The sequence below is a fragment of the Sinomicrobium endophyticum genome, assembly GCF_052983315.1.
Genome location: NZ_JBRKIS010000010.1, coordinates 239,286 through 254,695, shown reverse-complemented (window position 1 = coordinate 254,695; position 15,410 = coordinate 239,286). Strand labels below are relative to the sequence as shown.

At 43.3% G+C, this 15,410-nt stretch carries 10 protein-coding genes; 7 read left to right on the top strand and 3 right to left on the bottom strand.

Annotation, left to right across the window (positions count from 1 at the left end; translation table 11 throughout):
* The 3 genes from ACVBDU_RS03585 to ACVBDU_RS03575 all read left to right on the top strand — a co-directional run.
* Positions 1-1,239: IS1380 family transposase (locus ACVBDU_RS03585; protein ID WP_447178411.1), on the top strand; the 1,239-nt coding region annotated here is incomplete at its 5' end.
* Positions 1,240-1,622: 383 nt separating this feature from the next.
* On the top strand, positions 1,623-2,018 hold the full coding sequence (locus ACVBDU_RS03580) for a barstar family protein (protein ID WP_447178410.1): 396 nt from the start codon (positions 1,623-1,625) through the stop codon (positions 2,016-2,018).
* A 135-nt stretch (positions 2,019-2,153) separates the two neighbouring features.
* Complete coding sequence (locus ACVBDU_RS03575; RefSeq protein WP_447178409.1) at positions 2,154-4,838, top strand: alpha-L-rhamnosidase; 2,685 nt, start codon at positions 2,154-2,156, stop codon at positions 4,836-4,838.
* Positions 4,839-5,034: 196 nt separating this feature from the next.
* Here the strand turns inward: ACVBDU_RS03575 and ACVBDU_RS03570 are convergent, their stop codons facing one another.
* Both ACVBDU_RS03570 and ACVBDU_RS03565 read right to left on the bottom strand, forming a co-directional pair.
* Positions 5,035-6,084, bottom strand: coding sequence for an alpha/beta hydrolase family protein (locus ACVBDU_RS03570; RefSeq protein WP_447178408.1), 1,050 nt, complete (start codon positions 6,082-6,084; stop codon positions 5,035-5,037).
* Positions 6,085-6,219: 135 nt separating this feature from the next.
* The gene (locus ACVBDU_RS03565) at positions 6,220-7,377 is read right to left on the bottom strand and encodes a helix-turn-helix domain-containing protein (RefSeq protein WP_447178407.1); all 1,158 of its coding nucleotides are present in this window, start codon (positions 7,375-7,377) and stop codon (positions 6,220-6,222) included.
* Positions 7,378-7,688: 311 nt separating this feature from the next.
* Between ACVBDU_RS03565 and ACVBDU_RS03560 the strand changes: the two genes are divergently transcribed.
* Both ACVBDU_RS03560 and ACVBDU_RS03555 read left to right on the top strand, forming a co-directional pair.
* Positions 7,689-8,621: a helix-turn-helix domain-containing protein gene (locus tag ACVBDU_RS03560; RefSeq protein ID WP_447178406.1), complete on the top strand. Its 933-nt coding sequence runs from the start codon at positions 7,689-7,691 to the stop codon at positions 8,619-8,621.
* A 96-nt stretch (positions 8,622-8,717) separates the two neighbouring features.
* Positions 8,718-9,479 (top strand): SDR family NAD(P)-dependent oxidoreductase, encoded by a 762-nt coding sequence (locus ACVBDU_RS03555; RefSeq protein ID WP_447178405.1) that lies wholly within the window; start codon positions 8,718-8,720, stop codon positions 9,477-9,479.
* A gap of 180 nt (positions 9,480-9,659) precedes the next feature.
* Here ACVBDU_RS03555 and ACVBDU_RS03550 read toward each other — a convergent pair whose 3' ends face one another.
* Positions 9,660-10,220: an RNA polymerase sigma-70 factor gene (locus ACVBDU_RS03550; protein WP_447178404.1), complete on the bottom strand. Its 561-nt coding sequence runs from the start codon at positions 10,218-10,220 to the stop codon at positions 9,660-9,662.
* A gap of 235 nt (positions 10,221-10,455) precedes the next feature.
* Here ACVBDU_RS03550 and ACVBDU_RS03545 point away from each other — a divergent pair, with 235 nt between their 5' ends.
* Positions 10,456-11,598: a FecR family protein gene (locus ACVBDU_RS03545; RefSeq protein WP_447178403.1), complete on the top strand. Its 1,143-nt coding sequence runs from the start codon at positions 10,456-10,458 to the stop codon at positions 11,596-11,598.
* A 481-nt stretch (positions 11,599-12,079) separates the two neighbouring features.
* Positions 12,080-15,406, top strand: coding sequence for a SusC/RagA family TonB-linked outer membrane protein (locus ACVBDU_RS03540; RefSeq protein WP_447178414.1), 3,327 nt, complete (start codon positions 12,080-12,082; stop codon positions 15,404-15,406).
* Positions 15,407-15,410 lie beyond the last annotated feature (4 nt).

Genomic DNA, 15,410 nt, shown 5'->3' with positions numbered 1-15,410 from the left:
GAGTATCTCTCGGCATCCGGTATAGGTAAATTATTGGATAATAACCTGCCAGAGCTTGCGCCCCAATCCAAATATTCCTGGAGCGATGTCTTGTATTCATTGCTAAGCATTTACTTATGTGGTGGCGACTGTATCGAGGATCTTCAAACCCATCTTAAACATCATTTCAAAGGCAATCCTTACCTGAATATGCCTAGTTCCGACACGATGCTACGGCGTATAGGTAATTTATCCGAACCCACTGCCCAATGTAAGACCAAAAGAGGTTCTGTACTTCACACATACAGCACCCACTCGGTCTTGGGGCAATTGAACATGGAGGTATTGAAACATTTGGGTGTTTTTAAACAAAAGGAACTCCTGGTGGATTATGACAATACCATCATTTTCAATAAAAAAAAGGATAGTAAAATGACCTATAAGCGTGCCCCGGGGTATCAACCCGGGGTCTGCACCATTAATGAGAACCAGGTCCTTTACATAGAAAACAGGAACGGGAACAGTGACGCAAAGTCCTTTCAGTGGGATACATTATCTCGCCTGTTCCATTTGTTGGAAGCTAATATAGACCGTAAAATTGACCACTTCAGGGCCGATGCTGCTTCCTATCAATATGATGTTGTGAAATTAGTGCAACAAAAGGTAAGGTACTTTTACATTGGCTGTAAAAACAGTTATGTGGAAAAATATTTCAAAAAAGTAGAAAGTTGGGACACCATATCGGATGCCAATAATAACGTTATGGAAATTGGACAGGTTTTAGTGACCCCATTCGAACAACAGGCCAAAAAGGCCGGGGAAAAACCTGTCCAATACAGACTGGTGGTCAAGCGGTCGTTCAAACCTACAAAACAAACCGATGCTTTTACCGGGGATGCTTATCAATACCGCGCCATACTCACCAATAACCTTGAACTCCATATCACCGAACTGGTTCGGCTCTACAATCACAGGGGGAACATGGAGCGTCAGTTTGATATCCTCAAGAACGATTTCGGGTGGGACGGGATGCCTTTCTCCGCCTTGGGCAAGAATACCGTTTTTTTATATTTAACAGCAATCTGCCGCAACCTTTACCATCATATCATGGAATGCTTTTCCTCCAAATACAAAACACTAAAGCCTTGCTATCGTGTTAAAAAATTCCTTTTTAGGTTTATCCTCCTGCCATCAAAATGGATAAAACGTTCCAGACAAGTATCCCTCAGGGTTTATGGAAATATGCCCTTAAAAACTTAGCTGGCAAAAACAAAAACGCTCCGTAAAATAATGACCTCCACAGAGAAAGTATAAAAACTTTAACAGGGGAAGTATGCCCCAACATTTAAAAAGATATCGGAAACCTACAAAAAAAGCAACGTTTAATCCTTAAAGCACCAAAATCAAAACGGGGGGTAATGATTTACTATAGACATGCGGATTTTAGGAATTATCGGATCGGGACAAGCGGTATTCAAACGAGCAAACCAGAGCTCTTTTCGATACCGGGTATCGGGAAATAAAGCCCATTTTATAGAATTTAAATAAGTTCACTAAGAAATCCGGTTTTCTGCATAAAAGCAGGATTATTTCAGATAATTCCACGAAATTTGCTTTTTACCGTCACGTAAACCGGAGAATTAATGCCCTTAAAAAAAATAATGATACACGGAGAGAATATCTGCGATATCGCATCATTCTATGACGAAATAAACCGTGTATTTATGGACGGGGAAGACTGGAAAATCGGACAGAGTCTCGATGCACTTAACGATCTTCTTTACGGCGGATTCGGTATTATCAGAGATACGGGACCTGTGATACTGGTCTGGACAAATATGGAAAAGAACAGGAACGATTTGGGGCTCGAAGCCACAATTTCCTGGTACGGGGGAAAACTGAAAAATCCTTCCGGGTTCGATGTAAAATGGGTAAATGAAAAACTTGAAGCCCTGGAAAACGGTACGGGACAGACATTTTTTGATATAGTCCTGGATATTATCTCGGAACATTCCAACATAATCCTGGAAGAGAACTGATGCGCTCTGAAAAACAAAATTTCTATCTATCGAATTCTTCTTTCCACCCCCGGTTTTTCATGGTTTACCCCGGCATTTTTTATATATTTACCTGCCAACCTATGGTAAAACTATATTACCAGCAAATCGGACCTTATGACTATTAAAAGGAACATCTTATTCCTGATACTTCCGTTACTATCGCTATCCTGCAAACAAAGATCCCCGGTTGATTTGGTCCGGCTCCGAACCGAGCACCTGTCCGCTCCCCTCGGCATAGACAATCCGAACCCCAGGTTTACATGGCAAATAGATGGAAACAGTTCTCCCGTTTCCCGGGATTCCTATAACATATATATGGATACGGACTCTGCAGCCGTGGCAAACCGCAAAGGCTCTCTCTGGAAGTCCTCCGGGCGAAGTAATGAAATGCACACCGTTTACGACGGAAAACCGCTGGAACCGTTTACAAAATATTACTGGGGTGTGGAGATCACGGACACTGCGGGAACTCCGGGAAATCTGTCGGTTTCTGCTTTTGAAACTGGTATGATGAAAACTTCTTCATGGAAAGGCAAATGGATTGCGGATACGGATGACATTTCTCTTAAACCTGCCCCCTATTTCCGGAAAGAATTTACTCCTGAAAAGAAAGTAATTAAAGCCAGGGCATATATTACGGCTGCAGGTTTGTATGAATTGTATATCAACGGAAATAAAATCGGAGATCACCTCCTCGATCCCGTATATACCAGGTTTGACAAACGGAATTTGTATGTAACCTACGATGTAACTCCTTATTTTCAGGATAAAAAGGTCGCTGTAGGTGTTTTGCTCGGGAACGGTTGGTATAACCATCAATCGACCGCCGTATGGGATTTTCATAAGGCCGGATGGCGGTCCAGGCCCCGGTTCTGTCTCAATATCCGCCTCGTCTACAACGACGGAACTACCGAAACCCTGGTCACCGATCCGTCCTGGAAAACGTCCTTAAGCCCGGTGATTTTCAACAGTATTTATACCGCGGAACACTATGATGCCAGGCAGGAACAGCCGGGATGGAATACCCCGGGATTTGATGATGCTTCATGGAAATCCGCCATAACAGCAACTCCTCCTTCGGACAAAATTACCGCGCAAGCGCTTCCTCCCATACGAAATACGGAAGAAATTACCCCGGTTAGTGTAAACAAACTGAGTGACAAACAATATATATTCGACCTGGGGCGGAATATTTCCGGAATCACCAGGATAAAAGTGAAAGGAGACGAAAGTACCAGGCTGTGGGTAACCCATGCGGAACAACTGGATAGCACGGGACATATAGACTTGTCTAACATTGATGTGCATTACCGTCCGGAAGACACGCTCGATCCGTTCCAGACCGATATTTATTACCTTAACGGAAAAGGGGAAGAAACTTTTATGCCGAGATTCAATTACAAAGGTTTTCAATATATAGAAGTAAAAAGTGATAAGCCCATAACACTTGATAAAACGAGTGTAACGGGGATATTTATGCATACGGATGTAAAACCTGCGGGAGAAATAGACGCTTCCAATGCACTTATACCTAAAATATGGCAGGCGGCCAATGCATCATATCTATCGAACCTTTTCGGCTACCCGACAGATTGCCCGCAACGGGAGAAAAACGGCTGGACCGGGGATGCGCATATCAATATAGAAACCGGGCTGTATAATTTTGATGCCATAACCGTGTATGAGAAATGGATGGCCGACCACCGGGACGAACAACGACCTAACGGTGTATTGCCTTCCATAATCCCCACCTGGGGTGGCTGGGGTTATGACTGGGGTAACGGTCCGGACTGGACAAGTACCATAGCCATCATTCCCTGGGAATTATACCGTTTCTACGGAGATGACAAAATATTGAGGGATATGTACGAACCCATGAAAAGATATGTGGACCATATTACCGAAATAAGCTATGATAACGGTTTAACCGACTGGGGGCTGGGAGACTGGATCCCTGTTAAATCGGTAACTCCCAAAGAACTCACTTCTTCTATTTACTACTTTGTGGATGCCACCATCCTGGCCAAAGCGGCAAAACATTTTGGTAAGGAAGAAGATCATAAAACATATGCGCAGCTGGCCGATAATATTAAAAAGGCAATCAATGATAAATATCTCGACCGGAAAACAGGGATTTACGGCAACGGTTACCAGACCGAGTTGAGCGCCCCGCTATACTGGGAAGTTGTTCCGGAGGATCTTCGGCAAAAAGTTGCGGACCGGCTGGCGGAAGCTGTGCACGAGTCGGACAATCATATCGATGTAGGGTTGTTGGGTACCAGGACCATACTGGGAGCCCTTAGCCGGAACGGTTATGCGGACCTGGCCTATACGGTAGCTACACAGGACACTTATCCTTCATGGGGATGGTGGATTAAGAACGGCGCCACCACGCTGTACGAGAACTGGGATATAGAGGCTTCTTCCGATATTTCCGGGAATCATATCATGTTCGGGGCCGTAAGCGGTTGGTTTTACAGTGGCCTGGGAGGTATTTTACCGGATGAGGAAAAACCCGGATTCCGCAATACCATTCTGAAACCCAACTTTGTAAAGGACTTACCTCGTTTTAAAGCAAAGCATCAGGGGCCATACGGGGATATCGTATCTTCCTGGAACAGGCAAGGCGGGGAAATACATTACACCTGCAATATTCCTCCCGGTAGTACAGCTGTTTTACATCTGCAGGGAAAATCCGTTACGGAAAAAGGAAAAAAGGAAAATATCCCCCCGGGTAAGGATAAAAGATTTACCATTTCCCTTAAACCCGGAAATTATGAATTTATAATCAACGAGTAATATTTCAGAGACAAGTAAATAAACCTGTCTCCCGAAATACAAAAGCAAACTATCTGGCAGGCGGGAAAATTGCTCTTTAGTTATTTCTATGTTATAAGTTCCTGAGTATTGCCTAAATAACCGAATAACCTACTAACTTAACAACCATACCTCTTCAGAAACTAAAACACATATATACAACTATTTACGAGACCTATCAATGGAGTTCCCGGCAAAAAAAAGCCGTGGCCAGTTCCCCTGTTTTACGGTGTACTTCTCCCCTGTTTACCGGGGCGTCATCCCGGAAAATTTCCGAGAGTTCTTCTTTTGTATTCTCCCTGGCCTCGGCCAGCATTACGTAATGTCCGGTTTTGCCCGGAAACTCGTAGTACTGCGAACCTTCTATAAGCTTATGATAGTGTCGGGCATACCGTTCTGCCGGGGTAACCTTGTCTGCGGCACATCCCACAAGAAAAACCGCCCCGGTAATCCCCGCAAATTGCCTCCTGTTCGCAAATCCCTGTGCAGTACCGGGAGATATGGCAAAAAAAGCTTTAAAGCGGGGGTCTTTGAGATCGGGTAGATTTTTGGTCATTTGTTTTAAAGCCGGATCAAAAACAAGACCGGCCATATCGGGGATCTCGGTTATACGATCCAGTTCCTCCCTTCCGGTTTCCGTGGTATAATAATCCAGTAAAACATCATAGTCCAGGACTCCGCCGGCAAGAGCCAGAACCGTATACCCGCCGAAAGAAAATCCCAGGGCTCCGATACGGTTGCTGTCAATGATATTCCCGAAAGAAGGATTTTTCAATAATTCCGTAAGGGCAAAACTCATGTCTATGGGCCTTTCCCAGGGTTTTACAAATTCGATGTCTATCTTATTGTCGTATGTATTTCCCCAATGGTCTACCGCGGCAACGATAAAACCGTTATGTACCAGGTATTGTGTCATCCATTCCAAAGACAGCCTGCTTCCACCGGTACCGTGTGATATCATTATCAAAGGATATTTTCCTTCCGGAAGCCTTCCGTTTCTTACCGTATATTTCCTCACAAACGGGGAAAATACTTTATCGGATGGTTTCGGGCTGTCTGTAGTAGGATACCAGATTTCCGTAACGACTGGCCTGTTTCTGCCGTTATCTTTAAACTCCAGGGTTATCTGCCCTATTCCGTTATATTCTGCTGCATTTAAACCACCGGGGGCTGTAAAAGGAAAATAACCGGACAAAAAATAAACCAGGACATAAACTAGATGTACCATTTTACGTTGAATTTAAAATTGTTCTTAATGAACTCGTTTAATTTGAAAAAGAGGTTTTCTCTTTTTCTTTCGTCGGTAAAAGTAAACCGGAGGGAAGTCAATTGCGGAATTTTCCGTTCGGCAAGGAGTACGAACCTATAGGTCCGTACTTTTTCCTGCTGCACATTTCCGGAATTTTCCGGGGGTAGATCCTGTTATTTTCTTGAAAGTGGCATTAAAAGCGGATTTGGAAAGATAACCGCTTCTTTCCGCTATTTCCTCTATCTTAAAATTGAGGGTACCGGGATCTGTGAGCATTTTTTTAGCTTTGTTTACACGTAATTCCCCGATGTAGTCAAAAAATGTCTTCCCAATTTCTTCATTGATCACCTGCGACAGGTAATGTGAAGTGGTTCCGAGTTGTTTTGCCAGTTTTGGTAAACTCAGGGAAGGCTCCGTATAAAATTCGGTTTCCTCCAGGGATTTAAGTTTATGCAGTATATGCTGTTTATCGTGTTCGCTAAGACTGGACTTTTCATATTTCTGCCGGACCACAGGCTGGAAAAAACCGGAATCCGTCAGCATTTTATAACTGAACAAAAAGAACCAGACGGTGATGAAAACCGCCGAAAAATGATCTCCCAGGTCGTGTATAAAATGAAACCGGACCGCCAGGTATAATAGGTATTCCAGCAAAAACACCCCTAATAATATCCGGATCCACGGCATGAAATAGGAATTATTACCTATACTCTTTCGCAACATCCTCACTTTTACAAAAGACAGCAGGAGATATATACCCAGGTGCAGGGAAATAAAGAACTCAAGGTTTCGCCGGATGTATAGCGGGTCAAAAGAATACCTATAGGAAACCTCTCTCAAAGGGAGTTCGGGATGAAAGGCCCAGAGAAAAGAATTGAACTTTACGGCATCGCTCTCGGCCAGAAATCGCAGGTGGTATATGAAATACAGGACAAAAGGTATAAAGTGCAGCCATTCTTTCTTCCGGAAGTGTTCGCCCCCGAGACTCCGCATCAGCAGGAATAACAAAGGCCCTATAACAAACACCAGGGGTTCCGAAAAATCCACAAGAAAAATAGCCCTGGTCAGGAGCCCGCTGTATCCCAGGAATATCTCCGCCTGTATCATGGCGCAGGCCACGACCAGCGCGGCAAACAACAGGTAATGATATGGCTGCCTGTGCGGTTTGGAAATAAGTAAGGTAAAAAGAAACATGCCCTGGATGGCCCCCACCAGGATAACTACGGTAAAAATATCGATCCGGAAAAAATCATACGAATCGTATGCACCCATATGGTCTATGTTAAAAATCCCTGTCAAAATATAAGCAAAATTCTCTCTGGCTATACAGGCAAATATAACCAAGAACGGGCAAAATGATTTCTCTTTTACCAATAATACCGGAAACACGCTGCTTTTTTAAAAGACTGTCTAAATATAAAATACATAGCAAGTACCAGGAACAGCCTTCCTGGATGACCTTAAGCTGCCATAAGCAGTAAGGCCTTATTTAAAATCCTTCTTAAGGTTAAATTCGGCATGTTTAATAATCCCGGTTTTATATCGTATATTTGATTTTCGCAAACATCAACACCCTTTCCACGATGAATATAGAGCATACATCTCTCGAAGATTTTTATAAGGACGCAGTAGAATTCACCGGTAAAGATATTGAAACGCTGTTACCTTCGGGAATTCATAAGGAAGTGGGACATTTCAATATTTTTGATGTAGCGGATACCATACGGAATGCCAGGTACAAAAAAACCATGCCTTATAATCGAAGGGCTTATTATAAGATAAGTCTCATCCGGGGAAAAAACCGTGCGGAATATGCCGACAAGGTTATACAGGTAGATGCGAATGCCTTGATATTCGGTACGCCGAAAATACCGTATAACTGGATACCGCAAGACGATAATCAGTCGGGTTCGTTCTGTGTTTTTACGGAAGAATTTATGGTGAAGAACAAAACCGGGGTAATCCTGGACGAGTTACCTATTTTCAGGTCCGGGGGATATCCTGTTTTTGAGATATCTGCTGCGGAGGCTGAGGAGATAGAACACGTATTCCGGAAAATTAAAAAGGAGATCGCATCGGACTATGAGTTTAAATATGACCTGCTCCGCAATTATGTGCTGGAACTCATACATTACGGTCAGAAACTACAGCCCGCCACTACCCTGCATTCCGGTAAAAATGCATCTGCCCGTATCCTCTCCCTCTTCATTGAGTTACTGGAGCGGCAGTTCCCGGTGGAATCTCCGGAACAAAGACTTAAACTGCGCACAGCAAAAGATTATGCGGACAGACTGGCCATTCATGTCAACCACCTGAATAAAGCCCTCAAAGAGAATACGGGAAAAACGACTACCGATATTATAAGCAGCCGCATAACCCAGGAAGCCAAAATATTACTGAAACAAACAGACTGGAGTATTTCGGAAATAGCCTATAGCCTGGGATTTGAGGAAGTAGCTCATTTCTCCAATTTCTTCAAAAAACAGTCATCCGTCTCCCCTTTAAACTACCGATAAATTATATTATTTGATTTTTACAAATAACGGATAGATTTACGCAAACAGCCCGGTGACAGAATGCCCGAACTTTGTAGTACTAAAAATCAAATAGATATGCGTACTCAAAAAATTGCACTGGTAACCGGCGGCAGCCGCGGACTCGGAAGAAATATGGCTATCAGTCTTGCCGCAAAAGGTATTGATGTTATCCTTACCTATAACAGTAATAAACAAAAAGCGGATGAAGTTGTAGCGGAGATCCGGTCCCTAGGACAAAAAGCGATTGCCTATCGGTTAAATACCGGCAAGGTAGAGACATTCGATGAATTCTTCGAACAGGTTACCGCTCACTTACAGGAGGAAATGGGAAGTCCGAATTTCGATTTCCTGATTAACAATGCCGGAACAGCGTTATATGCTCCTTTTGCCGAAACGACGGAAGAACAGCTGGACGACATGATAAATATCCATTACAAAGGAGTCTTTTTCCTCACTCAAAAAGCACTCCCCTTCTTAAATAATGGTGGAAGAATCGTCAATATCTCCTCCGGGCTTGCACGTTTTTCCCTGCCAAGCTTCTCGGCTTATGCCTCTATGAAAGGAGCTATAGAAGTACTTACAAGATACCTGGCAAAAGAACTCGGGCCAAGAGGTATAACCGTTAACACTGTTGCCCCGGGAGCCATAGAAACGGATTTCGGTGGCGGGCGGGTACGGGACAATAAGGAAATGAATGATTTTGTAGCAAATGTTACTGCTCTTGGCCGAGCGGGACTGCCCGACGACATAGGCGGAGTCGTTGCTTTTTTATGTACGGAAGATGCCCGTTGGATAAATGCACAGCGTATTGAGGTTTCCGGAGGAATGAATATTTAAAAACAGCCTTGTTTTTTCGTAAATGATATAGCGGTCCGGGAATATCCCGGACCGCTTTTTTGTTACCCTCCTTGTGGAATACACAACACTTTGTAGCCCTATTGTTTTGACCTTCACCTTTAACTAACGCGTAAAAACAATAAATCCAATACATTTATTATCTGCCAGATACAACAAAAATCACATATCGAGAATAATTGCCAGCACCAGGGGATTGTCTTTCAGGCGTTCCCGGAGTTTAATCATGGCTATCCGCATTTGGGCTTCCACGGTTTTTACGGAGATGTTCAGTTTTTCGGCGACTTCCTTATAGCTAAACCCCTCTTTTTTATTTAAAATAAATATCCTCCGGCATTTGGGAGGTAATCCTTCAATAGTCTTTTCCAGCATTTCCAGTTGCCGCATCCATTCCGCTTCCGACTGATTGGATATCTCATATAAAGCCTCTTCCTTTAAACTCTCCACATAGTCATTGGTTTTCTTATTCTGCCAATATTTATCTATAAAAAGATTATATGCCGTACTGTAGAGATAACTCTTCAGAGAAGTACGTATCCGGAGTCCCTCTCTCTTTTCCCATAACTTCACAAAACTGTTTTGGGCAATATCCTCGGCCTCACTCCTGTCACCGGTATACTGCATTATGTAAGCGACCAGGGGGATATAATACGCATTAAAAACCTCTGTAAAAGAGTGGCTGTCTCCAACTTCAACAAAAGATCTTGATGCTTTTTTATCCATATAAATAAAATAAAAAGAGATATTTACACCATAAAAACGGAATCTGCGCTGTTCCCTGTAAAGCGGGAATCACCTGTTCCTGATAAAAATATCAAAAATAAAATTGAGGCGGGGTAGTTATAAAAACACGTGCAGTCGTGTTTTCGCAAAGATTAAAAAAAAATAAAAAATTTTTAAGGGTTTTCCATAGTTTTTTAGTCACTACCAAAAATACTCGATTGAATTGACACAAATTATGGAGGATATCATAATTAAATATTTAAATAATACCATTACGGAAACCGAACTGGAAACCCTGTCGGAATGGCTGTCAGAAGATAAGAAAAATGAATGGTATTTCAAAGAATGTATTAAAGATAATTATCTGACCGATATATGGGTACAGGATGAACAAAATCCGGATTCCCTGGCAGGAATACTGCACCGAATTACCTCCCCCCCGAAAAAAACCGGTGTTTTACGGCTCGTTCCGCACCTGTGGAAATATGCTGCAATAGCTATCCTGGCTCTTGGAATATTTTATACCGCAGTATGGTATAAACCCCAGGAACAACTTCAATACGAACCCGATCTCGTAACGCTGAAACTTGGTGACGGCACTGTAAAAGAACTTCGTACCAATGATAGTACGGAGATCGTGGATGATCATGGCAACCTGGTCATCAACCAGCAAAATGACCGCCTGAATTACAATACGGAGAACCGGAATATCACGGAGGAACTTGTATTCAATGAGCTTACCGTTCCTAAAGGCAGAAGGTTTAATATCCTGCTCGCCGACGGTACGGAGGTATTCCTGAACTCGGAATCTACCTTTAGGTTTCCCGTAAGTTTCAAAGGAGAAGGACAGAGACAGGTTTTCCTGAAAGGTGAAGGATATTTTTCCGTGACTAAAGACAAAGAAAAACCTTTCCTGGTAAATGCCGAAAAAATGGTAGTGGAAGTACTGGGGACACGCTTTAACGTAAGGGCCTATGAAAATGACGGTTGTATAAAAACATCCCTGCAGGAAGGTTCCGTACAGGTAAGCGGAAAAGATTCCCAAGAAATCCCGGTAACCATTGCTCCCGGCGAGGCCGCTTTCTTCCACAGTGAAAAAGGTACGATTTCCGTAAACAAGATCATTATAGAAAATGATGTGGCCTGGACAGAAAACCGTTTGGTGTTCATACAGGAGCCATTTTCCGAGGTCATCAAAAAGATCGAGCGGAGCTACGGTGTACGGATCATCAACGAAAATAAAGAACTGGAAAATGTCCGCCTTTACGGGGATTTCGATATTCAGAACGAAAGTGTCGAAGATGTATTGAAAGCATTTACCACCATAAAATTCTTTGAATATTCGCTGAAAGGTGATCTTGTAACCATCAGAAAATAAAATTCCCCTTAAGTTCGAATTTCAATCCAAACAACCTTTAAAATATAATTTGCCTATGATATAAAACCTCACTAACCAAAAAAAGGGAAAATGCGCTAACATTTCCCCTTTCGGACTTCATTAATGATTTACATATCGCACACGAAACCATTTAAAAAAGCTTTTCAAAGTTATGAAAATAAAACATTTAAAAGTGAAGCTATCACTCTTTTTTATACTGTTTTCTTTCCTTCAGATGGTGGCATATACAAGCTACGGACAGAAGAAAATAGACCTTGATCTTGAAAATGTTCCGATCAAGGAAGCCCTGGAAGAAGTAAAAAAGCAAACAGGCTATAGCTTCTTCTACCGGGAAGATATATTAAATCCGGGACAACAGGTCTCCCTGCGTGTAAAACAGGTTTTCCTTAACGAAGCCCTGCGTATGATACTCGAAGGAATGCCGATTACCTTCACTGTCCGGAACGAAAGGGTATTTCTCATGGAAAAAGAAAACGGGGATGCTGTGTTTTCAGGGACCTCAGCCCCGTTATCACAATACCTGGTATCTGGTGTTGTAACGGACACTGACGGAGTACCATTACCGGGAGTAACCGTTATAGTAGAAGGTACCGCCAACGGCGTTACAACTGATTTTGACGGGAATTATACCATAACCGCGAAAGAAGGAGATATACTGGTGTTCCGCTATCTCGGCATGCGTTCTCAAAAAGTCACCGTATCGGGAGAAACGATAAACGTAGCTTTGGAACAGGACATTTCCGAACTGCAGGGCGTTGTCGTTACCGGGTATCAGGATATCGATAAAAAAGTATTTACCGGAGCATCGCAGACCATCAATGCCGAAGAAATGAAGATTGACGGTATCGTCGATGTAGGGCGAATGCTTGAGGGACGTGCTGCCGGGGTAAACGTGCAAAACGTAACCGGAACCTTCGGAGCTGCCCCGAAAATTACCATCCGCGGAGGATCGTCTATTTTCGGGGATACCAAACCCCTATGGGTGGTTGATGGTGCTGTACAGGAAGAGATCGTAAACCTGTCTTTTGACCAATTGGTATCCGGTGACGCTGCCACACTTGTCAGTTCGGCTATTGCAGGACTCAATGCCAACGATATCGAATCTATTGAAATCCTCAAAGATGCCTCTGCGCTTTCCCTTTATGGTGCTCGTGCACTCAACGGTGCCGTGATCATCACTACCAAGCGCGGAACACGAAATGCCAGGAGTACGGTGACTTACCAGGGTGAATTCACCGTTAGGAGTATTCCCGATTATGCCGACTTCGATCTGCTCAACTCCCAGGAAACTATGGGCGTATACAAGGAACTGGAAAGGAAAGGTTTTCTCAATCTTGCTTCTTCAACACAAGGGCGTTACGGAGGTGTATACAACATTATGTACCGGGCTATTAATACCTATGATCCGCAAACAGGAGACTTTCTACTGGCCAATACTCCCGAGGCAAGAAACAGGTTTCTTCAGCAATACGAAATGGCCAATACCGACTGGTTTAAAACCCTTTTTCGTAGCTCTCCCACCCAAAACCACACCCTTAGTTTTTCGGGTGGAGGAGAAAATTCATCACAATATGCTTCTATAGGATATTTTACGGATCCGGGATGGAGTATTGCAGATCGTATACGAAGGATTACAGGAAACATCCGGAATACCTATTATTTTTCCGACGCCGTCACTGCCGGATTACTCGTGCAGGGATCTATTCGTGACCAGAAAGCCCCGGGAACATATAACCGCCAGACCAATACGGTAGATGGCGAATATACGCGGGACTTTGACATTAACCCTTTCAGTTATGCGTTGAACACCAGCAGGACACTTCGTCCGAGAGACGGAAACGGAGATCTTGAATCGTACCGGTTTAACTGGGCTCCTTTTAACGCCCTGAACGAACTGGAAAACAACACCACGGACCTCTTGGTTCTCGACCTGAAATTACAAGGTGAACTGGGGGTTAAGATCAATGATAACCTCAAGTATAATTTTCTGGGATCCGTACGCTATGTAAAAAGCAGTAAAGAACACAATATATCCGAAAATTCTAATGTGGCAGGAGCATACCGAGCTAACGAAACGAAGATCGTGGCCGATCAGAATATATTTCTGTTCACAGATCCGGCTAATCCCACTGCTCTGCCACAGGTGGTTCTACCCTATGGGGGTATTTATAACAAATCGGAAGACAACCTGCAGAGTTTCTATTTTAGGAATGCCCTGGATTTTTCCAAAACATTCGATAACAAACACGACCTGAAGCTGTACCTGGGACAGGAATACAGGCATACCGACCGGGACAATAACTTCTTTACCGGATTCGGTTATCAATACAGCAGGGGTGGTATTCCGTTTACCAATTACAGGATTATACAAAAATCCTTACTAGACGGTGGTGACTATTTCGGAAAAGTAGAAGACCGCGAACGGGGGATAGCATTCTTTACTCAGGGAACCTATGCCTTTGATAATCGCTATGTTATCAGTGCTACAGGAAATTATGAAGGTTCCAACAAACTGGGAAAAGCACAAAACTCCCGGTGGCTGCCTACCTGGAACGTCAGTGGTAAATGGAATATATCCAATGAAAGCTTCCTTGAGAATTCCCAAACAATCTCCAACTTATCGCTCCGCGCAGGGTACGGACTTATTGCAGGACTGGGAAGTGCGAGTAATGCCCTTGCCATATACCGCAATGCCATTACCGGCAGATTCAATCCGGACGACAGGGAAAATGTAATCAATATGGACGAACTGGAAAACAGCGAACTCACCTGGGAAAAACTCCATGAAGCTAATATAGGGATCGACCTGGGCCTGTTCAACAACAGGATAACCCTCACTACTGATATATACCAGAAAAAATCTTTTGATCTGATAGATTACGTCCGGACTTCAGGCGTTGGCGGACAATATATAAAACTCGCCAATAATGCCGACATGACCACAAAGGGAATAGAAATATCATTATTCACCAAAAACGTCAGGACCGAAGATTTTAAGTGGAATTCGACGCTCAACTTTGCATGGTTTGATCAGAAAATAACAAAAATTCAGAACCAACCGACCGTCTTCGACCTGGTACGCGATGTCGGAGGAAATGTAGTAGGCTATCAACGGAATTCTATTTTTTCCATAGATTTTGCGGGGCTTGATTACCGCGGGCTCCCTACCTATAATTTCCATGATGGCAGGGATCCTATCCGCGGGGTAGATTTCCAGGAAAGCAAGGACATCCTTAAATACCTGAAGTACGAAGGACCTGTCGAGCCTAATGTAACCGGTGGTTTATCTAACATATTCACATATAAAAACTGGGAAGTGAGTACCATGATCACCATGCAGGCCGGGAATAAAATACGATTAACCCCTATTTACTCGGATACGTATAACGACCTGGATGTTTTTCCGGGGGAATTCCGTAACCGATGGTTGGTTCCCGGAGACGAAAATATAACCAATGTCCCTGTCATTCCTTCACGGCGACTTATAAACGGTTTTGACAACAGGGTTTTAGACAGGGCCTATAATGCATATAATTATTCTACAGAACGGGTTGTAGACGGTTCATTTGTAAGAATGAAGAACATAAGCTTAACCTACAGGTTTCCAAAAGCATTTACCGATAAACTCGGAATGCGTGCCTTTTTGCTCCGATTTCAGGCTACCAACCCGTTCTTGATTTATTCCGATGCCGCCCTTAACGGGCAGGATCCGGAATTTTTCAGATCCGGTGGGGTAGCCTATCCGATAACCAAACAATACACATTGACACTAAATGTAGGATTTTAAAAAT